Origin of the sequence: Pelagibius marinus (assembly GCF_014925385.1) — a bacterium.
Lineage (GTDB): Bacteria > Pseudomonadota > Alphaproteobacteria > Kiloniellales > Kiloniellaceae > Pelagibius > Pelagibius marinus.
Genome location: NZ_JACSDK010000001.1, coordinates 40062 through 60181 on the forward strand (window position 1 = coordinate 40062; position 20120 = coordinate 60181).

Sequence of the window (20120 nt, forward strand, 5' to 3'; positions counted from 1 at the left end):
ATCAGACCCCTAGGCTTCCCGGTAGCGATAGCCGACACCGTAAAGCGTCTCGATCTGCTGGAAGCTGTCGTCGACATCGCGGAACTTCTTGCGCAGCCGCTTGATGTGGCTGTCGATGGTGCGGTCGTCGACATAGACGGATTCGCCGTAGGCGGCGTCCATCAGCTGGTCGCGATTCTTCACGTGCCCGGGACGCTGGGCCAGGGCCTTCAGAATCAGGAACTCGGTCACCGTGAGGTTGAGGCGTTCGCCCCTCCAGGTGCAGAGGTGGCGCGCCGGATCGAGAGTCAGCTCGCCGCGCACCAGGGGCGCCTCCGGCGCCTCGCCGGAGACCGCGTCCTCCTCGCCGCCCTTCTCGCGGCGCAGCAGCGCGCGGATGCGTTCGATCAGCAGGCGCTGGGAGAAGGGCTTGGTGATGTAGTCGTCGGCCCCCATGCGCAGCCCCAGCACCTCGTCGATCTCGTCGTCCTTGGAGGTCAGGAAGATGACCGGGAGGTTGGAAGCCTTGCGCAGATGGCCCAGCAGTTCCATGCCGTCCATGCGGGGCATTTTGATGTCCAGCACCGCCAGGTCGACCGGGCTGGCGGAGATCCCGCGCAGCGCCTCGGCGCCGTCGTTGTAGGTGCGCACCTTGAAGCCCTCGGCCTCCAGGGCGATGGAGACCGAAGTCAGGATGTTGCGGTCGTCGTCGACCAGGGCAATGGTGTCTTGCATGGGCCTAGAATTCTGGGAACCCCTCTCATTAGACCAGATCGCGGCGGAAAGTGCCCGCTTTCCCGGCACCCGGCGGTCCCGCCCGGCTCCGCCGGGGCACGTAAGCAGACCCCGGCCCCCGCGGCAAGCCGCCTGTGGGGCCCGCGGCAAGCCGCCTGTGGGCCCGGCGGCAGAGCGCCGGTCTCCCCCCGCTTTCGCGGCCCCGCCGCCGGACCGGCGGGAAGCCACAATGCGGGCCAGCCTGGCCAGCGACTGTGGCCATTTTGCGGCATTTTCTGGATAGATAGGGATCGATTCCCCGACTGGAAAGTGGGCGGAACCGGCGGATTACCTGGGGATTTTCGAAGGCTACGGGGCCCGGCGGGGCTATTGCGGCCTCAGCCGGCCTTGTGTGTTTTTGAGTGGGTTTCGGTCGCCACGGCGGCCGGCGCGGCCAGCAGCCGTTCGGCCGGGAAAATGACGTTCACCAGCGTGCCCTTGCCTGGGGCGCTCTCCAGGGTGATGCGCCCGCCGTGCAGCTCGACCAGCGACTTCACCAGCGGCAGGCCGAGCCCGGTGCCCTCGTAGCGGCGGTTGAGTTCGCTTTCGGCCTGCACGAAGGGCTCAAAGACGCGTTTGTGGTCCTTCTCGGCGATGCCGATCCCGCTGTCGCGCACCGCCAGCACCAGTTCCTCCCCGGTGAGGCGCAGTTCCACCGTCACCTCGCCGCCGGGCTCGGTGAACTTCAGCGCGTTGGCCACCAGGTTGAGCAGCACCTGCTTCAGGGCGCGTTCGTCGCCGTGCAGCAGTGGCAGGTCGTCGCAGATCTCGAGATGCAGGGCCAGTCCGCCGCTGCGCGCCTTGGCCTCCATGAGGCTGATCGTGCGCAGCACCAGCGCAGCGGTGTCGATGGCGCTCTCGTTCAGCGCCGACTGGCCGGCCTCGACCCGCGAGAGGTCCAGGATGTCGTTGATGACAGCCAGCAGGTGCTCGCCGCTCTCTCGGATATGGCCGATGTATTCCTTGAATTTTTGCAGGCTGGCAGGGCCATCGGCCTGGCGCTCCAGCAGCTGGGCGAAGCCGATGATGGCGTTCAAGGGGGTACGCAGTTCGTGGCTCATGGTCGCCAGGAAAGCCGACTTGGCCTGGTTCGCCGCCTCGGCGCCCTGCTTGGCCTTCATCAGCGCCATCTCGGCGGCCTTGTCTTCGGTCACGTCCCGCGTGGTGCCGATCAGCTTGAGGGGCACGCCCGTCGCGTCGCGTACCACCTCGGCTATTTCGCTGACGTAGCGAACGGTCCCGTCCGGATGAACGACGCGGTGGTCAACGATGTAGAGATCCTGCCGCTCGACCTCCTCCATCGCCCGGTTCACCGCCGCCTTGTCGTCGGGGTGGACGCTGTCGAGAAAGGCCTCGTAAGAAGCCTCCGTCTCGCCGGGCACGTAGCCGAGAATGCGGAACTCTTCGTCGGACCAGATCGAGGTGCCCTGGCGCAGGTCGTTTTCCCAGCTGCCGACGCGGGCAATACGCTGCGCCTCCACCAGGCGGCTGCGGCTGTCCCGCAGCTCCGCCTCGGCGCCCTTGCGAACGATCATGCCGGCCAGCACGTCGGCGACCGCGCGCAGGTGGTTGACCTCGGGATCGTCGCGCTCACGCCCGTCGGGCAGGCAGAGCAGCAGCACGCCCAGGGTCTCGCCGTTTGAGACGATGGGCACGGAGTAGTGGCCGTGCGGCGCCATGCCGTCGTATTGGTTGTCGTGGCGCTCGTCCACATGGGCGGCATGGACGATGGTCTGGCTGACGGCGGCGCGCCCGCAGAGGCAGTGGCCGTAGGGCACTTGGTCGCAGATCGACTGCAGGGCCGGCGCGAGGTTGCTCTGCACCGCCAGGCGCAGCCGCCCGTCCTCCGCCAGAAAGATGCCGCCGCGCGGCTCCACCGACAGCCAGGGGGCCGCGATGACGATGTCCAGGGCCTGCGACAGCTGCTCTTCCAGGGAGTCGTTGCCGAGCGAGATCTGCAGCAGCTGGTTGAGGGTCGCCAGGTGCTCGCGGCTCTGTTCGTGCTTTTCCTCGGCCTGCTTGGCCTTGCTGCGCTGCTGGCCGGCGGTGAGCAGCAGCAGGCCGACGGCGCTGAGCATGGCGAGCAACTGGGAGATCAGGTAACCGAAAGGCGCGAACCAGTCGATCGGCCGCAGCCAGGGAAAGTCGAGCTTGTGCAGCCCCCAGGCGAAGAGGGCTATGCCGACGAGGCGGCCCGCGGCCAGCGCCTCGTTCTGGCGGCAGCGCAGCAGGCAGAGACCGGCGTAAGACAGCGCCGCGCCGGAGACGAGATAGAGCGGAATGCTGCGCAGCATGAAGTCGTCGATGACGAAGGTGGTGAGCGCCGCCCACGCCGCGGCGCCGCCGATCACGTGGCAGAGGGTCATCACCGGGACCGCGCGGCCGACAAAGCGCAGGGTTCCGGCCATCAGCAGCAGGGACGCGGTGACCTGCGCGCTTTCCGCGAGGAAGGTATGGAGAGCCGGATCCAGATAGCCGCCGACCAGATAGCCGGCCAGACGCACCACCCAGAGCCCGAAGCCGGCGGTCCAATAGCCGACGCCCGGGGGAGCGCCCGGCATAGCCCGCAGATAGGCCAGCGCCGCAAAGAGCACCGTGGCGCCGATCAGCGAGCCCCAAATGGTCGCCGAGACAGAAAACTCGATCATGGAATTCCGGGCACGAAGATTGGGTCGGACGACGGACGCAGTTTCACACCCATGCGGAGTAGCATCGTCTTGGTTAAGGGCGAATTAAGGAACCGGCGCGGAATCGCGCTTGGCCCAATCTCAGCGCCGCCGCGGGCGCGGCGCTGCCCGGCTTGACAAAACAATATAACCTGGGAGCTTAGAGCGCTCCTCCCTAGGTGGTGCGGCAGATCGCCTGGCGGCACGGTTCGCAGCAAGGCAAGCATGGCATTACGGAAACATCAGCGGCTCCCTGACGGCACCATTCTGAAACGCTGCTCCACGCGGGAGTTCCTGGACTCCTGCCCGCCGCTGATCGCCGAGTTCTTCCATTACTGGGATAGCCTGCGCCAGGGCCGCGCCATGCCCAGGCGCGCCGATTTCCATCCCGAAGCCGTGGTGCGGCAGCTCCCCGGCGTCCTGCTGCTCGACGTCGAAGGGGTCGACGCCGAGGGGATCGGCATCTACCGCTACCGCGTCGTCGGCACCGCGGAAGTGGACCTGCGCGGGCATGATCCGACCGGCAAGCTGGTGCAGGAGGGCTTCTTCTGGTCCAGCCTGGAAGACGCGCTCGATTGCTACGAGACGATCCGCAAAAGCCGCAGCTTTCTCTACGAGAACGCGGAGTTCATCTCCCCGGAAGGCCGCTGGCGCGCCGAGCATGCGGTCATCGTTCCCTTTTCCGACGACGACGAGACGGTGACGCAGATCATGGTCTACTCCCTGGCGCGCAGCAGCCACGAGGGCTGAGCCCCGCCAACGCCTACGGCTCCTTGCCGCTTCCCATCCTTTGCCGCTTTCAGGTGCCTCTTGACAGGAACCTATATTTCTATAATTTTGGAAATATGGAAAAAGAAAGCGTCCTCACCGGCCTCGCCGCCCTGTCCCAGGAAACGCGCCTGGACATCTTCCGCCTGCTGGTGGCGCGCGGTCCGGCGGGTCTGGCGGCCGGCGATATCGGCGCCCGCCTGGGGCTGCCGGCGGCCACCCTGTCGTTCCATCTGAAAGAACTGCGCCGGGCCGAGCTCGTCACCTGCCGGCGCGCCGGACGCTCGCTGATCTACGCGGCCGATTTCACCGCCATGCGCGGGCTGGTCGGCTATCTGACCGAGAACTGCTGCGGCGGCGGCTGCGAATCCCCCGCCCCAGACAAAAGCTCGGAAGCAATCCCGGAGGAGAGCCCCGCATGAAGCGCCTGCACGTGCACATCAGCGTCGACGACCTGGACAAGTCCGTCGGCTTCTATTCCACCCTCTTCGGGACGGCGCCCAGCGTGCTGAAGGACGACTACGCCAAGTGGGCGCTGGACGATCCGCGGGTGAACTTCGCCATCTCCAAGCGCGCCCGCACGGCCGGCCTGGACCATCTGGGCATCCAGGTGGACGAGGCCGAAGAACTGGCAGAAGTCGCCGGGCGGCTCGCCGCCTCCGGTGCCGAGCTGCTGGAGCAGAAGGACGCGGCCTGCTGCTACGCCCGCTCTGACAAGGCCTGGGTGAACGACCCCCAGGGCATCGCCTGGGAGACCTTCCATTCCCATGGCGAGATCACCCGCTACGGCGAGGACGGGCGCGAGGAGGCTGCCGCCTCGGCCTGCTGCGCCGACCTGCCCTGCGGCACCGACGAGCTGGCCGCCGCGCAAAAGACCGGCGACGGCGACAAGGCCTGCTGTGGTTGAAGGGCGCAAAAATGCTGCGCAGCATGGATTTCCACGATGCGCAGCAAAATGCGGTTTCTCAATTAGTTAAGGGCTGAATTCAGGCCTCGAGGTCGCGAAAGGCGCGATGCAGCTTGGCCTCCGAGGAGGTGACGAAGGCTTCCATGTTGCGGATGCGCTGTTCCTGCTCGCGGTAGCGGTGGCGCAGGCGCGACAGGGTTTCGCTGGGCTTCACACGCACCTGACGCCAGAACTCCTTCTCCGCGTCGGACTGATACTCGAACGCGGGCGCCCGGCTGATGAACAAGGCGGCCAGGAAATAGCAGACCAGGGTCGGCAGGGTGAACATGAAGAGCGCGATGACCGCGATGATGCGCACCACGAAGACGCTGACGCCGAAGTAGTCGGCCAGGCCGGCGCAGACGCCGAAGAGCTTGCCGCGCTCGGTGTTGCGGTAGAGGCGGCTCGGCCGCGGGCCGGCGCCGGGACCGCAGCCCGGCCGGCTCCCACCCTCGGCGTGGGGGTTTTGGCCGCGCGGGCGGCAGGGGCTGGGGCGCGGACACATCACAGCTGCTTCCTCCAGTCGGTCACCTCGGCATCGAGGATACGTTCCAGCGCGTTGATGCGCTGCTCCATGCGCTCCGAGTTCTTCCACAGCTCCTCGAGGAGCTGCTCCTCGTCACTCGACAGCGCCTTGGTCGCCTTCCAGCGCGTGGTGTAGTGGGCGATGATCCAGATCGGCGCCACCACGGCCAGGAAGATGATACCTAATGCGTTGTAATCCATAGAACTCTAACTCCTGGGACCGGCCGGTGCCTCACTCACCGTCAGCGGACTTGGGGGCGGCCTTGGGGCCGGCCTTCCCGGCGGCGACCTTCGCCTTTAGCGCCGCCAGCTCGTCCTCGATGGCGGATTCGGCGGCCAGCTCGGAGATCTCCTCGGCCAGCGACTTGCCACGGCCCAGGTCGAAGGCTTCCACCTCGCCCTCGGCCTCGTCCAGCTTCTTTTCGACCTGCTCGAAGCGGGCGAAGGCCTCGTCGACGCGGCCGTCATAGAGGTTGCGGCGCACCTTGAGGCGCGAGGAGGCGGTCTCGTGGCGGGCGGTCAGCGCCTGCTGCTTGGCCTTGGCCTCGCGCAGCTTGCTCTCCAGCTTGGCGATGTCGGCCTCACCCTGGGCCAGCATGGCGTCGAGTTCCTCCAGTTCCTCCTTCAGCAGCTCCGCTGCCTCTGCCATCTTGGCCTTCTCCACCAGGGCGCCCTTGGCCAGATCCTCGCGGCCCTTGGAGAGCGCCAGTTCGGCCTTCTCCTCCCAGTTCCGCTGCGCATCTTCCAGGCGGCCCAGCTTGCGGGCGCTTTCCTTCTTCTCGGCGATGGTCTTGGCGGCCGTTGAGCGCACCTCCACCAGGGTGTCCTCCATCTCCTGGATCACTAGGCGGATGATCTTCTCGGGATCCTCGGCCCGATCGAGGATGGAGTTGAGGTTGGAATTGATGATGTCGGTGAGGCGGGAGAAGATACCCATCGGTCTCGATCCTTGTCGCTTGCTCTCGGTTATCTCGGGGTTGCGGCGGCTCTTCACAAGAGCCCGTTGCAGTCACATGGGGTCAGGTCTTGCGTATTCAGCCCAGCAGCGCGCCGATCAGCAGGCCCCCGGCGAACATCAGCCAGTGGTCGGCGGTGCGGCTCTTCAGGTAGCTGCGGGTGCGCTCGACCCAGCGGTCGAAGTCCCGGGAGTTCCCTCCGGCCTTACGCCCTGAATCAAAGCTGTCTGACGTGTCGTTCCAGCGGCTCATCGCTTCCCTGTCTCTCTATCTCGTGGCTTGAGGCCCCGACGATCCGGTGCCTTTCACCTGGTTATTGGCAAGCCGCGTGCCAGACCGGGCCGCTTCTCTCAAGTAATTGATTCAACGTTCATTTCTGCCGCCACAGGCGGCGGGGGCCACCCCCGAAAGGCGACAGAAAATGCGATTTCTTAGTGTTTTCTGCTACTTTGTGGCTATATTTGCGCCATGGCCGCGACCGATCTTCCGCCCCTGCTCGGCGAATCCCCCGCCTTCATGACGCTGGCCGAGCAGATTTCCCGCGTGGCGCCGCTCGACCGCCCGGTGCTGGTGATCGGTGAGCGCGGCACCGGCAAGGAGCTGGTGGCCGCGCGCCTGCACTTCCTGTCGCGGCGCTGGGACGGCCCCTTCGTGAAGCTGAACTGCGCGGCCCTGGCCGAGAGCCTGCTGGAAACGGAGCTCTTCGGCCACGAGGCCGGCGCCTTCACCGGCGCGGCGAAGCGGCGGGCCGGGCGCTTCGAGATCGCCGACAGCGGCAGCCTGTTCCTGGACGAGATCGCCTCCTCCAGTCCCGCGGTGCAGGAGAAGCTGCTGCGCGCCATCGAATACGGCGCCTTCGAGCGGGTCGGCGGCAACGCCACCCTGGAGGTCGACGTGCGGGTCATCGGCGCCACCAACGAGGACCTGCCGGCCGCCGCGGCCGCCGGGCGCTTCCGCGCCGACCTGCTGGACCGCCTGGCCTTCGAGGTCATCACCCTGCCGCCCCTGCGCGCGCGCCCGGAGGACATCCCCCTGCTGGCCACTCATTTCGGTCGCGAAATGGCCAACGAGCTGGACTGGCCGCGGTTTCCCGGCTTTTCCGAGGCGGTGATGGAGCGCCTGCTGGCCCACGACTGGCCCGGCAACGTGCGCGAGCTGCGCAACACGGTGGAGCGCTCGGTGGCGCGGGCCACGCCGGACGAAGAGATCAACGCCGTGACCCTCGACCCCTTCGCCAGCCCCTGGTCGCCTGAGGCGGCGGCGGGCGGCGCGGTGCCGGCCCCTGCGGCGGCGGAAAAGACCAAGGCCAAGGCGCCGCGCCCGGAAGGGCCGCCGGTGGGTGGCATCCTCTCCGATCCCCTGCGGGCCTTCGACCTGCGCGAGGCGATGAAGCGGGTGGAGCACGACCTGTTGAGCCAGGCCCTGGCGGCGCAGCGCTACAACCAGCGCGCCACCGCGCGCCAGCTCGGCCTCACCTACGACCAGCTGCGCAACCGCCTGCGCAAGCACGGCCTGCTGGGCGCGGGGAAAGAAACCGAAAGCCTTTAGGAAGGCAGCTCCAGCGTCGAGCGTTCACCCAGGTCGTCGCGGTGCCGGGCCAGCCAGGCCTCGGCGGCGCCACGGCCGACCTCCTTCAGCTCGCTGACGAAGCCCCAGTCGGCGCGGTGCTTGCTGGCGCCGTCCAGCCCGCGCATGGCCGCGCCGCCTTCCAGCAGGTGCAGCTTCAGACCCTTCACCTGGGCGCTGAGCCCGCAGCCCCGCCGCCCGGCCATCTGGCCCATGTAGCCCAATGCCTCCAGCTCGCGCATCAGGGGTGCGTTGAACATGATCTGGTTGCGCCGGTTGTCGATCTGGCGCGCGCTTAAGGGCACCTCGTCGGCGGTCAGCGAGTCGATCTGCACGATCATCACGTCGCGGGCCGCGCAGTTGAAGACCAGCGGGAAGATCGTGGGGTTGGCCATGAAGCCGCCGTCCCAGTAATGCGAGTCGCCGATCGCCACGGCCTTGTAGAGGTGGGGCAGGCAGGCGGAGGCGAGCAGCACCTCCACGCACATGTCCTCGTTCTCGAAGACCACGGCACGGCCCTGCTTCAGCTCCGTGGCCGAGATGAAGAGGCGCAGCGCGCGGTCGTCCTGCAGCGCCTCGAAGTCGATGACGTCCTCCAGCATGCCGCGCAGCGGGTTCACGTTCAGCGGGTTGAGCTGATAGGGCGAGAACATGCGCGTCATCATCTGGAAGGCCGGGGCGACCGCCAGGGGCGGGCCGAAGTCGGCCAGCTTGCTGACCCGGCGCCACAGTTCCTCCAGGGTCCGGCGCGCGCCGCCTCTGGGATCGCTGCGGCCGCCGGCCTGCCAGCCCGCCGCCAGGGCCGCCGCGTTCAGCGCCCCGGCGCTGGCCCCGCTCAGGCCCTCGATCTCGATCCAGGGCTCCTCCAGCAGGCGGTCCAGGACACCCCAGGTGAAGGCGCCGTGCGCGCCGCCGCCCTGCAGGGCGAGCGTCAGGGGACGGGGCGTCAGCGCCCGCGCCGCGCGGCGCCCAGGCCTGAGCGGCGGACGGATCCGCGCGGCACTTCGCACAGCGACGTTTTCGGCAACCATATGGCCTCCAGACGGGGTCTGGGGCATTTCCCTACCCGGACGGCTCTTCTCGGCCAGTCCGCCGCGGCACAGCGCGGTCTTGGGGATAACTTCTAAATTGCATTGATGAACAGGCACTTAAACTATGAATACCGACAATCTCGGCGGGCCAGCGAAGCGGCGAAGGGCAGGGCCGGGAAAAGTCACCGGGCAGGCGCCGCAAGGAGGAGACTCCGCTGCCGGAAAAAACACATAATCTGCATGGCCAAGCCTGGCGGAATTGACTATCTCTCTGCCAGCCACCCTCCTTGGGCAGCAGGGTAAGAGGCATACCTACGGAGGCCCGTTACAAGGCCCCCGCAACGACCCCGAAACGGGGCGCGACCGTAGCGCCGGTCGAGAAAACGAAGGACCACAGAGAAAGCTCGGGAGGAAAGAGCATTGGATAACGTCGGCAAAGCCGTCAGTCGGAACGGCCTGGGTCAGCACGGCCTCAAAGATCTTCGTACCGCCTTTTGGAACCTCGATACCGCCGCCCTCTATGAAGAGACCCTGAGGCGCGGCGAAGGCCAGCTTGCCGAAGGCGGCGCCCTGGTGGTGCTGACCGGCAAGCACACGGGCCGCTCGCCCAACGACAAGTTCATCGTCCGCGAGGCCGAGACCGAGAGCGACATCTGGTGGGGCAACGTCAACGTCGCCATCGACGAGGCCGGCTTCGAGCGGCTGCACGGCAAGCTGATCGACTACCTGAAGGACCGCGACGTCTTCGTGCAGGACGTCTACGCCGGCGCCGATCCGGACTATCGCCTGCCGGTGCGCGTGGTCAGCGAGAGCGCCTGGCACTCGCTCTTCACCCGCAACATGTTCATCCAGCCGCCCGAGAGCGAGCTGGGCGACTTCCAGCCGCAGTTCACGGTGCTGCACGCGCCCTTCCTGCACGCCGACCCGGAGGTCGACGGCACGAACAGCGAGAGCTTCATCGTGGTCAGCTTTGCGCGGCGCACGGTGCTGGTCGGCGGCACCGTCTATGCCGGCGAGATCAAGAAGTCGATCTTCTCGATCCTCAACTACCTGCTGCCCGAACGCGGCGTGCTGCCCATGCACTGCTCGGCCAACATCGGGCCCGCGGGCGACACGGCGATCTTCTTCGGCCTTTCGGGCACCGGCAAGACGACGCTCTCCGCCGACGCCAGCCGCCACCTGATCGGCGACGACGAGCACGGCTGGTCGGACAACGGCGTCTTCAACTTCGAGGGCGGCTGCTATGCCAAGGTGATCCGCCTGGATCCCCAGGCCGAGCCGGAGATCCACGCCACCACCGGGCGCTTCGGCACGGTGCTGGAGAACGTGGTCATCGACCCCGTCACGCGCCGGCTGGACCTGGACGACAACCGCTACACCGAGAATACCCGCGCCAGCTATCCGCTGGACTTCATCCCCAACGTGGTGAAGAGCGGGCAGGGCGGCCAGCCGAAGAACATCATCATGCTGACCGCCGACGCCTTCGGCGTGCTGCCGCCGATCTCCAAGCTGACGCCGGAGCAGGCCATGTACCACTTCCTCTCCGGCTACACGGCGAGGGTCGCCGGCACCGAGAAAGGCATGGGCGCCGAGCCCTCGGCCACCTTCTCGACCTGCTTCGGCGCGCCCTTCATGCCGCGGCATCCCTCGGTCTACGCCAAGATGCTAGGCGACAAGATGGCCGCCACCGGCGCCAACTGCTGGCTGGTCAACACCGGTTGGACCGGCGGCGCCTACGGCACGGGCGAGCGCATGAAGATCGCCTACACCCGTTCCATGGTGCGCGCGGCGCTCAGCGGCATACTCGACCAGATCGCCGCGGCCAAGCATCCGCAGTTCGGCCTGCTGATGCCGGAGACCTGCCCGGACGTGCCGGCCGAGGTGCTGAACCCGCGCAACACCTGGAACGACAAGCAGGCCTACGACACCACGGTGCGTGACCTGACCCAACGGTTCGAGGCGAACTTCAAGCAGTTCGAGAACTACGTCGACGACGGCGTGGTGGCCGCCGGCATCCGCCCCGCGGCCTGACGACGCACAAGAGCCGGCGACGGCCCGTTCCCGCCGGCGACGGGAACGGGCCGTTTCCTTTTTGAGGTCCCTGACTTTGTGCTTGGGAGCGCAATGCCTATACTCCGCCAGGCAAGATGATTCGGGGGAAAACAGGGTGTCGGGACTCACCGCCGAGAGGGTGCTGGACGTCGCGCAGGAGCTGATCCAGACGCGCGGCTACAACGGCTTCAGCTTTCGCGACATCGCCGAGGCCATCGGCATCAAGTCGGCCAGCATCCACTACCACTTTCCCGGCAAGAGCGACCTGGGCGTCGCCCTGGTGGCGCGCTACCGCGGTCTCTTCGGCGAGGAGCTGGCTGAGGTGCGGCGGCGCCAGGCGACGGCGCCGAAGCGCCTGAAATGCTTCATCACCCTGTTCCGCCGCACGCTGACCGAGCGGCGCCTCTGCCTCTGCGGCGTGCTGGCCGCCGAGCGCGGAAGCCTCCCCGCGGAGGTCAACGCCGAGGTCAGCGCCTTCTTCCGGCTCTGCGAGGACTGGCTGGTCGAGGTGCTGAAAGAGGGCCGAGCCGCCGGGGAGATCGAGTTCCGCGGGCCGGCCACGGCCCTGGCCGGCCACCTCATCGCCTTGCTGGAAGGCGCGATGATGATGGCCCTCAGCCTGGACGACCTGGACCGCTTCGACAAGGCGGCCCAGGGCTTCCTGCGCATCCTCAAGCCGGCGGTGGACGGCTAGCCGCTTGGGGCCTAGCTGGCGCCCTCGGTCTCGATTCTGATGGTGCGCCCGCAGTGCTTGCAGTGCACCGCGTCGGGATCGTGGCGCGTCAGGCCGCAGTCCGGGCAGGTGTAGCGGACCTTGCGCGGCTGGAACACGGCCTGGGCCAGGCGCAGGAAGAGGGCCACCCCCACCACCATGATGACCACCGCCAGCAGGCGTCCTAACTCGTCCTTCAGGGTGATGTCGCCGAAGCCGGTGGTGGTCAGCGTCGCCACGGTGAAGTAGAGCGCGTCCAGGTAGGTGGTGATGTCCGGGTTCTGCTGGTGCTCCAGGGTGAAGACCAGCGCCGTGGTGACGAAGATGAAGACGCCGAGGTTCACGCAGGCGACGACCACGTCCTCGTTGCGGCGGAAGAAGGCGGTCTCGCGCCTGAGGTCGCGCAGCACGTGGTAGGAGTGCAGCAGGCGCAGCGCGCGCAGCACCCGCAGGAAGGCGAAGGTCGTGGTGATGAAGGGCGCGAGCAGCAGCGTCAGGATCACCAGGATGTCGGCCAGGGTGTAGAGCTGGCGCAGCATCTGCAGCTTCTTCGGGGCGATCCAGAGGCGCGCCAGGAAGTCGGCCAGGATGACGAGGCCGATGATGAAGTCGGCGGTGAGAATGAAGGTGGTGGGGAAGTTCGGCGCGGTGACGACGAAGAAGGCGATGGTCAGGATGTCGAAAGCCATGAGGCCGTAGCGAAAGCGCGTCGCGGTTTCGCTGCTGCCGGTGTAGAGCATCCGCACCGTCTGCTTCAGCCTCAGTTCGGCCATGCCGCCTCCTTCACCCCAAACCTCACTGCAAAAAGGCGGGCAGACGATCCAGGAATCTCTCCACATCCTCCTGGGTGGTGAAGAGATGCACCGAGACCCTGACGCGCCCGTTGTCGCTCCACACCAGGATATCCTCTTCCGCCGCGCGGCGCATCACGGCCTCCGGGTCGGAACAGACGAAGCAGACGTTGCCGGCGTGCTTCGCCGCGCCCGCGGGGGTCATGACCTCCAGGCCCAGGCGGGTGAGGCGGGCGATGAGACGTTCGGCCAGGGCGCGGTTGTGCGCGGCGATGGCCTCGATACCGAAGCTTTCCAGGTAGGCGAGGGACTCGCGCAGCAGGTAGGCGCCCAGGTGCCCGGCGTTGCCGTATTCGAAGCGCCTTGCATCGGGCTTCATCACGTAGTCGGCGGGGCTCGCCCCCGGATCGGCGGAAGACCAGCCGGCGCCGTCCGGCGCGAAGTCCGGTTGCCGTCTCCGGTTCCAGCCGAGGATGCCCTCGTGAAGCCCGAGGGCGAACTTGTAGCAGGCGGTCACCAGGAAATCCGAGAGGTCGCCGCGCAGCGGCACCGCGCCGAAGGCGTGGCTGGCATCGACCATCAGCGCCGCGCCCTTGTCCGCCAGGCCCGCAGAGAGTTTCTCCAGGTCGAGGTGCTGGCCGGTCAGCGCATTCACCTGGCTGACGTAGACCAGGCGCGTGCGCGCGTCGCAGGCGGCCAGCAGGTCGTCTTCGTTCAGCACCCAGCCGCACGCCGGGACCATCGTCACCTCGACGCCCCGGCGCTTCAGGCTGGCGAAGGCGTAGCGCCCCGAGGCGTAGTCCAGTTCCGGCGCCACCACCTTGTCGCCGGGCTGCCAGTCGAAGCCGGAGACCACGCCCATGATGGCGTCGGAAGCGTTGCCCAGCAGGGCGATGTCGCCCGCCTCAAGACGCATCATCCGCGCGATCTGCGCGCGCACCTCGTCGTCGACCTTCCAGTGGGTCCAGTAGCCGTCGTAGCCCCTCGACTTGTCGCGGGCGAAAGCCTCGAAGGCCTCGCGGTGCTTCACCAGCAGCGGCGGCTCGCCGCCGGTCGCCAGGTGCACCTTGCCTTCCAGGCCGATGAAGTCGCGCTGGGGCGCGGGCAGGATGCGGCTCATCGGCGCGCCTTAACTTCCGCCGCAGCAGGCGTCGCCCGGCTGCTTGGGCGGGCAGGCGAGGGTGGAGCGACGTTCGACCTCTGGCCGCTGCGGCTGCATGACCTCCCCCTAGTGCGCCTCGGCCCAGTTGGCGCCGGTGCCGGCGTCGGCGGTAAGCGGCACCGAGAGCTCGACGGCCGGCGCGCAGGCGTTCTCCATCACCTCGCGCACCAGGGCCGAGGTGTCGTCGACCTCGTCCTTCGGCACTTCGAGCAGCAGTTCGTCGTGCACTTGGAGCAGCATGCGCGCGCCGAGCTTGGCGTCTTCCAGCGCCGGCACGACGCGGATCATCGCGCGCTTGATGATGTCCGCCGCCGTGCCCTGGATCGGCGCGTTGATGGCCGCGCGCTCGGAGAAGCTGCGCCGCGCCGGGTTCTTGTCCTTGATGCCCGGCACGTGGATCTTGCGCCCGAAGAGGGTGGTGACGAAGCCCTGCTCGCGCGCCGCCTTCTTCATCTTGTCCATGTAGTCGCGGATGCCGGGATAGCGCTCGAAGTAGGCGTCGATATAGGCCTTGGCCTCGCCCTGGGCGATGCCAAGATTCTGCGCCAGGCCGAAGGCGGAGATGCCGTAGATGATGCCGAAGTTGATGGCCTTGGCCTTGCGGCGGGTCATGGGGTCCATGCCCTCGATGGGCACGCCGAAGACCTGCGAGGCGGTGATGGCGTGGATGTCCTGGCCTTCGTGGAAAGCCTGCTTCAGGGCGTCCACCTCGGCGATGTGCGCGGTGAGGCGCAGCTCGATCTGGCTGTAGTCGACCGAGAGCAGCACGTGGTCCTTCTCGGCGACGAAGGCGGTGCGGATCTTGCGGCCTTCTTCGGTGCGCACGGGAATGTTCTGCAGGTTGGGGTCGTTGGACGACAGCCGCCCGGTGGAGGCCACGGCCTGGGAATAGGAGGTGTGGACGCGCCCCGTCTCCTCGTTGATCTGATTCTGCAGGGCGTCGGTGTAGGTGCTCTTCAGCTTGGAGACATGGCGCCAGTCCAGCACGCGGGCCGGCAGGTCGTGGCCCTGGTTGGCCAGGCCCTCCAGGATGTCGGCGCCGGTGGCATAGGCGCCGGACTTGCCCTTCTTGCCGCCGGGCAGGGACATCTCGTCGAAGAGGATCTCGCCCAGCTGCTTGGGCGAGCCGATGGTGAACTCGCGCCCGGCCAGCTTGTAGATCTGCTTCTGCAGTTCGTCGATGCGCTTGGCGAAGTCGTTGGACATGCGGTGCAGGGTGGCGCGGTCGACCTTGATGCCGGTCAGCTCCATCTCCGCCAGCACCTGCACCAGCGGCCGCTCGATGGTCTCGTAGACCGTGGTCAGGCGGTCGCTGACCAGGCGCGGCTTCAGCACGTCGTAGAGGCGCAGGGTGATGTCCGCGTCCTCGGCGGCGTAGTCCAAGGCCTTGTCGAGCGGCACCTTGTCGAAGGTCACCTGGTTCTTGCCGCTGCCGGCGACCTCCTTGAACTTGATGGTCTGGTAGTCGAGGTGCAGCTGCGCCAGCTCGTCCATGCCGTGGCCGTGCAGGCCGCCTTCGACCACGTAGGACAGCAGCATGGTGTCGTCGATGGGCGCCACCGAGATTCCCTGGCGGGCGAAGACCAGCATGTCGTACTTGATGTTCTGGCCGACCTTGAGGACGCCGGGGTCCTCCAGCAGCGGTTTCAGCGCGGCGATGGCCTTCTTCAGCGGGATCTGCTTGGGCGCCTCGGCGGCGCCGTCGAAATCCAGGCCGCCGTCGTTGGTATCCGCCGCCCTGTGCCCCAGCGGGATGTAGCAGGCCTGGCCCGGCGCGGTGGACAGCGAGACGCCGACCAGCTCCGCCGCCAGGGGGTCGAGGGAGGTGGTCTCGGTATCCACCGCGATGACGCCGCGAACCTGCGCCGCCGCCACCCAGCGCTCCAGGGCCGCCATGTCCTGCACCAGCTCGTAGGAAGCCTCCTTGGCGGACTCCGGCGCCGCTTCCGCGGGCGTCGCGATCTCCTCGGCGCCGCCGATCTGGTCGGAAAGCCGGCGCAGCAGGGAGCGGAACTCGTAGCGCTCCAGGAAGGCGCGCAGGTCCTCGGGCTCCGGCTGCCTGAGGCCGAAGTCCTTCAGGTCGACCTCCACCGGCGCGTTCTGGTCCAGGGTGACGAGCTGCTTGGAGATGCGCGCCAGCTCGGCGTTCTCGATCAGCTTCTCGCGGCGCTTGGGCTGCTTGATCTCCCCGGCGCGCGCCAGCAGGGATTCCAGGTCACCGTATTCCTCGATCAGCTGCGCGGCGGTCTTCACGCCGATGCCCGGCACGCCGGGCACATTGTCGGTGGAATCTCCGGCCAGGGCCTGCACGTCGACCACCTTGTCCGGCGTCACGCCGAACTTCTCCTTCACCTCCTCGTAGCCGATCTTGCGGTCCTTCATGGGGTCGAGCATGGCGATGCCGCCGTCGACCAGCTGCATCAGGTCCTTGTCGGACGACACGACCGTGACCTCGATGCCCGCTTCCCTGGCCTGGCGGGCGTAGGTGGCGATGAGGTCGTCGGCCTCGTAGTTCTGCAGCTCGATGCAGGGCAGGTTGAAAGCCCGGGTCGCCTCGCGGATCGCCGCGAACTGCGGGATCAGGTCCTCCGGCGGTTCCGGCCGGTGCGCCTTGTACTCCGGGTAGATCTCGTTGCGGAAGGTCTTGCCCGACTTGTCGAAGATGACGGCGATGGCGTCGGCATCGCTGTCGCGCAGCAGCTTCACCAGCATGTTGGTGAAACCGAAGGTGGCGTTGGTGGGCGTGCCGTCGGAGGTGTTGCGCGGCGGAATGGCGAAATAGGCCCGGAAGATGTAGCCGGAGCCGTCGACCAGATAGAGGTGCTTGTAGGGGGCTTTCGTCATGCCCCGGAGAATGCCGGACCCCCCCGGCGAAGTCGAGCGCCTAGGGACCGGGAAGCTGACAGCTGCTGACGATTCGGCGGCCCTATTCCGCTGCCGTGTCCTGCTTCAGGACGAAGCGGCGGCCACAGTAGGGGCAGTCGATCTGGCCCTTGCCTTCCATGTTGAGGAAGACGCGCGGATGGCCGAGCGGGCCCTTGCCGCCGTCGCAGGCAACCGTCGGGGTGTCCACGTCGATGATTTCAGGCGGCTCCATGGCCATAGGTGTCTTCTCCGGCAGGGATGTGGCTGGCCGCGATGATAGCGTCGCCGCGCCAGGGTTCAATCCCCCTGTTTGGCCTTCGTTTCGTCCCCCGGGCCGGGCCCGCCTTCCGGCGGAATCCGGCTGACGAAGGTCTCGAACTTGCCGCTGGGCCCGCGCGGGATCTCGGCCATGTAGCTGAAGCGCACCTGGAAGGGGTAGCCGCTGCGGAAATGCAGCCATTCCCGCAGCTTGGCCTCGTCCTCGGGCCCCAGGGGCACCGCCGTGGCCAGCTTGATCTCGATGTCGTCCAGGCCGTGCTGGAGGATCTGGTACTGGCGGATGCCGGCCACCCCGGTGTGGTAGATGTCGCCCATCATCGGCCAGCCGCGCCGGCCGTCGGGATACCTGAGCGTGTTGCGCAGCCGCCCCAGCACGCGGGTCAGCACCGGCAGGCCGCGCCCGCAGGGGCAGGGCGGTCCGACCTCGGCCATGTCGCCCAGGGCGTAGCGGATCATCGGCGTGGCGAAGTTCATCAGCGAGGTGACCACCACCTCGCCCGCCTCGCCGGGGCCGCAGGCCCGCCCGGTCTCGTCCAGCACTTCCAGGATCACCGCCTCGCCCTGGACGTGATAGTGCTCGTGCTCGGGGCACTGCAGCGCCAGCAGGCCGTTCTCCTGGGAGCTGTAGCCGTCGACGATGGGCAGCCCCCAGACCTCGCGGCACAGCTCGCGCGTTTCCGGCGGCAGGGTCTCCGAGAGGGTCCGCACCTCGCGCAGGCCGGGGAAGCTGATCCCCTGATCCCGGCAGTGCAGCAGCAGCTCGCGCAGGGTCGAGGGATAGGTCAGCAGGTAGCCGGGCCGGAACCGCTGCAGCCACTCGGCCTGCTGCGCCGCGGTGGTGTTGATGTTCAGCACGTTGCTGGGCCCGCTGGAAAACAGGCCCTTGGCCCAGCGCCCCCAGCTCTTCGCCGCCGCGCCCCGGGGGTAGTCGGCGGTGCCCGGCGGGCTGGGGCGAATGGCGGCCAGCCGGGCGGAGAAATCGCGCTCGTGCCAGTGGTGGTCGCGCAGGGAGAGCGCCTGCCAGAAGAGCCGGGTGATCCGCGTGCCCCGCACCGTCACCACCTGGCCGGTGGAGCCGCTGGAGCTGATCTCGTGGATCTCGCCGTGGCCCGGCGGCACGACCGGACTGTGCAGCGCCGCCCCCGCCTGCTGCAGCTCGGCCCGGCGCAGCACCGGAACCCGCGACCAGATCTCGGGCGTCAGCGCCGCGCCCGGCCGGAAGCCGGCCCCGGCCAGGCGCTCCCGGTAGAAGGGCACATGGCGCCAGGCGTGCTGCAACAGCGCCGCCGCCTGGCGCAGCTGCTGGCGGCGCAGCTCCTCGGCCGGCCACCACTGGCTCTCGCCGAACTGCTGCAGCAGCGCCAGCGTCACCGCCGCCGCGGACCGCGGCAGCGCCGGCCAGGCAAGGGTCGGATCGCCCGAGGGCAGCGGGTGAAAGACGGGCTTCCTGCCGCCGGCGCCTCGCGTCCCCGAGCCGCTCACGCGTTTGGCTCCCTCAGCGCCCGGGCCTCGGCGTCCGGGATGTCGCAGCGGAAATCCTGGAACTTGCCGCCGGGGCCGCGCGGGATCTCCTCGTGGTAGGTCACCCTGATGGGGAAGTCGTGCTGGCAGCGGTAGCGGACCCACTCGATGATCTTGGCTTCCTCGATGCCCGTCAGGCGGCGCGTGGCGACAATCCTCATCTCCAGGTCATCGATGGCGTGCTGAATGAGCTGAAACTGCCGGATCTCCGGAAACTGCGTGTAGTTGAACTCGCCCATCAGGGCCCAGGCCTTGCGGCCGTCGGGATAGACCAGCATGTCCCGGTTGCGCCCGAGGATGCGTTTGAGCACCGGCAGGCCGCGCCCGCAGGGGCAGGCCTCGCCGACCTCCGCCATGTCGCCCACGGCATAGCGGATCATCGGCATGGCGAAGTTGGAGAGCGGCGTCACCACGACTTCGCCCACCTCGCCGGGGGCGCAGGGCTTCCCGGCCTCGTCGATCACCTCCAGCAGCACCGCCTCCGACTGCACGTGATAATGCTCGTGGTCCGGGCACTGCAGGGCGAGGTAACCGGCCTCCTGGGTGCTGTACATGTCGACGATCTTCAGGCCCCAGACCTCGCGGCACAGCTCCCGCGTCTCCGTCGGCAAGGCCTCTGAAAGGGTGCGCACTTCGCGCAGCTTCGGGAAAGTGACGCCCTCTTCCCGGCACAGCAGCAGCAGATCGCGCAAGGCCGAGGGATAGATCAGCAGGTAGTCGGGCTGCCGGCGCTGCAGCCAGTCCAGCTGTTCCTCGACGCGGGCGACGATGGACAGCATGACGCTGGGGCCGGTGGCGAAGAGGCCCTTCAGGGCCCGGCCCCAGATGTCGCTGCGGGCGCCGTCCGGATAGGCGGCCACGTCGTTGGGAAAGGAGCGGATGGCCGCCAAGGTGCCGCCGAAGTCGCGGCGGTGCCAGAGGTGCTCGCGCAGTGACAGCACGTCGTAGAACAGCTGCACCATCGCGCTGCCGCGCGCCCTGACCGGCCGCCCGGTGGAGCCACTGGTGGAAAGCTCGTAGGTCTCGCCGTGGCCTTCGGGCAGCACCGGGCTGTAGAGCGCCTCGCCCGCCTGCTGCAGCTCGGCCCGGCGCAGCACCGGGATGTTGGACCAGACCTCCGGCGTCGGCACCTTGCCCGGCAGGTGGCCGGCCAGCGCCAGGCGGTCGCGGTAGAAGGGAACGTGGCGGTAGGCGTGGTCGAGCAGCGCCCCGGCCTGGCGCAGCTGGCGGGCCTGCAGCTCCTCGGGCGCCAGCCATTGGCTCTCTTCCAGCTGCTGCAGCAGGGCCGTGGTGAGCGCCGGCCCCGGGGCCGGCAGCGCCGGCCAGGCCACGGAGGCATGGGCGCTGGGCAGGCGGTGGTAAGGGGGCCGGGTATCGGGCGGACGGCTCATGCGTTCCGGATAGCATTGGCGGCGAAGCCGGCGAAAGGTCTTAGTATGGGGACCTTGAATCCCTCGCCGGGCTGCACATGTGATCTATGTCCTAGCCTCAAGGGGTAAAAAGAGGCTGGAAACAGGAGCATACCAC

The 20120-nt window shown here is 67.9% G+C and carries 19 protein-coding genes; 6 read left to right on the forward strand and 13 right to left on the reverse strand.

The window, feature by feature from the left end:
• Positions 1-9: 9 nt before the first annotated feature.
• On the reverse strand, positions 10-714 hold the full coding sequence (locus H7X47_RS00180; protein ID WP_193366595.1) for a response regulator transcription factor: 705 nt from the start codon (positions 712-714) through the stop codon (positions 10-12).
• Between the two features lie 377 nt (positions 715-1091).
• On the reverse strand, positions 1092-3401 hold the full coding sequence (locus tag H7X47_RS00185; RefSeq protein ID WP_193366596.1) for an ATP-binding protein: 2310 nt from the start codon (positions 3399-3401) through the stop codon (positions 1092-1094).
• 243 nt (positions 3402-3644) lie between these two features.
• On the opposite strand from H7X47_RS00185, the gene H7X47_RS00190 reads away from it, so the two are divergent.
• The 3 genes from H7X47_RS00190 to H7X47_RS00200 all read left to right on the forward strand — a co-directional run bounded on the left by H7X47_RS00190 (position 3645) and on the right by H7X47_RS00200 (position 5094).
• Positions 3645-4169 (forward strand): PAS domain-containing protein, encoded by a 525-nt coding sequence (locus H7X47_RS00190; protein WP_193366597.1) that lies wholly within the window; start codon positions 3645-3647, stop codon positions 4167-4169.
• 95 nt (positions 4170-4264) lie between these two features.
• Positions 4265-4609: an ArsR/SmtB family transcription factor gene (locus tag H7X47_RS00195; protein ID WP_193366598.1), complete on the forward strand. Its 345-nt coding sequence runs from the start codon at positions 4265-4267 to the stop codon at positions 4607-4609.
• On the forward strand, positions 4606-5094 hold the full coding sequence (locus H7X47_RS00200) for an ArsI/CadI family heavy metal resistance metalloenzyme (protein ID WP_193366599.1): 489 nt from the start codon (positions 4606-4608) through the stop codon (positions 5092-5094). Before H7X47_RS00195 ends, H7X47_RS00200 begins: the two co-directional genes overlap by 4 nt.
• Before the next feature lie 79 nt (positions 5095-5173).
• Here H7X47_RS00200 and pspC read toward each other — a convergent pair whose 3' ends face one another.
• From pspC to H7X47_RS00220, 4 genes are all read right to left on the reverse strand, one after another.
• A complete protein-coding gene (gene pspC / locus H7X47_RS00205) occupies positions 5174-5638 on the reverse strand; it encodes an envelope stress response membrane protein PspC (protein ID WP_193366600.1) in 465 nt (154 codons plus the stop codon).
• A complete protein-coding gene (gene pspB / locus H7X47_RS00210; protein ID WP_193366601.1) occupies positions 5638-5859 on the reverse strand; it encodes an envelope stress response membrane protein PspB in 222 nt (73 codons plus the stop codon). Before pspB ends, pspC begins: the two co-directional genes overlap by 1 nt.
• 31 nt (positions 5860-5890) lie before the next feature.
• Positions 5891-6595, reverse strand: a complete 705-nt coding sequence (gene pspA, locus H7X47_RS00215; RefSeq protein ID WP_193366602.1) for a phage shock protein PspA — start codon at positions 6593-6595, stop codon at positions 5891-5893.
• A gap of 97 nt (positions 6596-6692) precedes the next feature.
• A complete protein-coding gene (locus H7X47_RS00220; RefSeq protein ID WP_193366603.1) occupies positions 6693-6866 on the reverse strand; it encodes a hypothetical protein in 174 nt (57 codons plus the stop codon).
• 216 nt (positions 6867-7082) lie between these two features.
• Here H7X47_RS00220 and pspF point away from each other — a divergent pair, with 216 nt between their 5' ends.
• Positions 7083-8162, forward strand: a complete 1080-nt coding sequence (gene pspF, locus H7X47_RS00225) for a phage shock protein operon transcriptional activator (protein WP_193366604.1) — start codon at positions 7083-7085, stop codon at positions 8160-8162.
• Here the strand turns inward: pspF and H7X47_RS00230 are convergent.
• Positions 8159-9211: a patatin-like phospholipase family protein gene (locus H7X47_RS00230; RefSeq protein ID WP_193366605.1), complete on the reverse strand. Its 1053-nt coding sequence runs from the start codon at positions 9209-9211 to the stop codon at positions 8159-8161. The genes pspF and H7X47_RS00230 overlap by 4 nt on opposite strands.
• Before the next feature lie 420 nt (positions 9212-9631).
• Here H7X47_RS00230 and H7X47_RS00235 point away from each other — a divergent pair, with 420 nt between their 5' ends.
• Together H7X47_RS00235 and H7X47_RS00240 are read left to right on the forward strand one after the other, a co-directional pair.
• Positions 9632-11242: a phosphoenolpyruvate carboxykinase gene (locus H7X47_RS00235; protein WP_193366606.1), complete on the forward strand. Its 1611-nt coding sequence runs from the start codon at positions 9632-9634 to the stop codon at positions 11240-11242.
• A 136-nt stretch (positions 11243-11378) separates the two neighbouring features.
• Positions 11379-11957 carry a TetR/AcrR family transcriptional regulator gene (locus tag H7X47_RS00240; RefSeq protein WP_193366607.1) on the forward strand — a complete coding sequence of 193 codons (579 nt, stop codon included), beginning with the start codon at positions 11379-11381 and terminating at the stop codon, positions 11955-11957.
• An 11-nt stretch (positions 11958-11968) separates the two neighbouring features.
• Here the strand turns inward: H7X47_RS00240 and H7X47_RS00245 are convergent, their stop codons facing one another.
• From H7X47_RS00245 to H7X47_RS00270, 6 genes are all read right to left on the reverse strand, one after another.
• Positions 11969-12748, reverse strand: a complete 780-nt coding sequence (locus tag H7X47_RS00245; protein ID WP_193366608.1) for an ion channel — start codon at positions 12746-12748, stop codon at positions 11969-11971.
• A 22-nt stretch (positions 12749-12770) separates the two neighbouring features.
• Complete coding sequence (locus tag H7X47_RS00250; RefSeq protein ID WP_193366609.1) at positions 12771-13886, reverse strand: aminotransferase class V-fold PLP-dependent enzyme; 1116 nt, start codon at positions 13884-13886, stop codon at positions 12771-12773.
• Positions 13887-13994: 108 nt separating this feature from the next.
• Complete coding sequence (polA, locus tag H7X47_RS00255) at positions 13995-16772, reverse strand: DNA polymerase I (RefSeq protein ID WP_193366610.1); 2778 nt, start codon at positions 16770-16772, stop codon at positions 13995-13997.
• An 82-nt stretch (positions 16773-16854) separates the two neighbouring features.
• Positions 16855-17025 (reverse strand): zinc-finger domain-containing protein, encoded by a 171-nt coding sequence (locus H7X47_RS00260; protein WP_193366611.1) that lies wholly within the window; start codon positions 17023-17025, stop codon positions 16855-16857.
• Between the two features lie 65 nt (positions 17026-17090).
• Complete coding sequence (locus tag H7X47_RS00265) at positions 17091-18554, reverse strand: phenylacetate--CoA ligase family protein (protein WP_193366612.1); 1464 nt, start codon at positions 18552-18554, stop codon at positions 17091-17093.
• Complete coding sequence (locus tag H7X47_RS00270; protein ID WP_193366613.1) at positions 18551-19984, reverse strand: phenylacetate--CoA ligase family protein; 1434 nt, start codon at positions 19982-19984, stop codon at positions 18551-18553. Before H7X47_RS00270 ends, H7X47_RS00265 begins: the two co-directional genes overlap by 4 nt.
• Between the last annotated feature and the right edge of the window lie 136 nt (positions 19985-20120).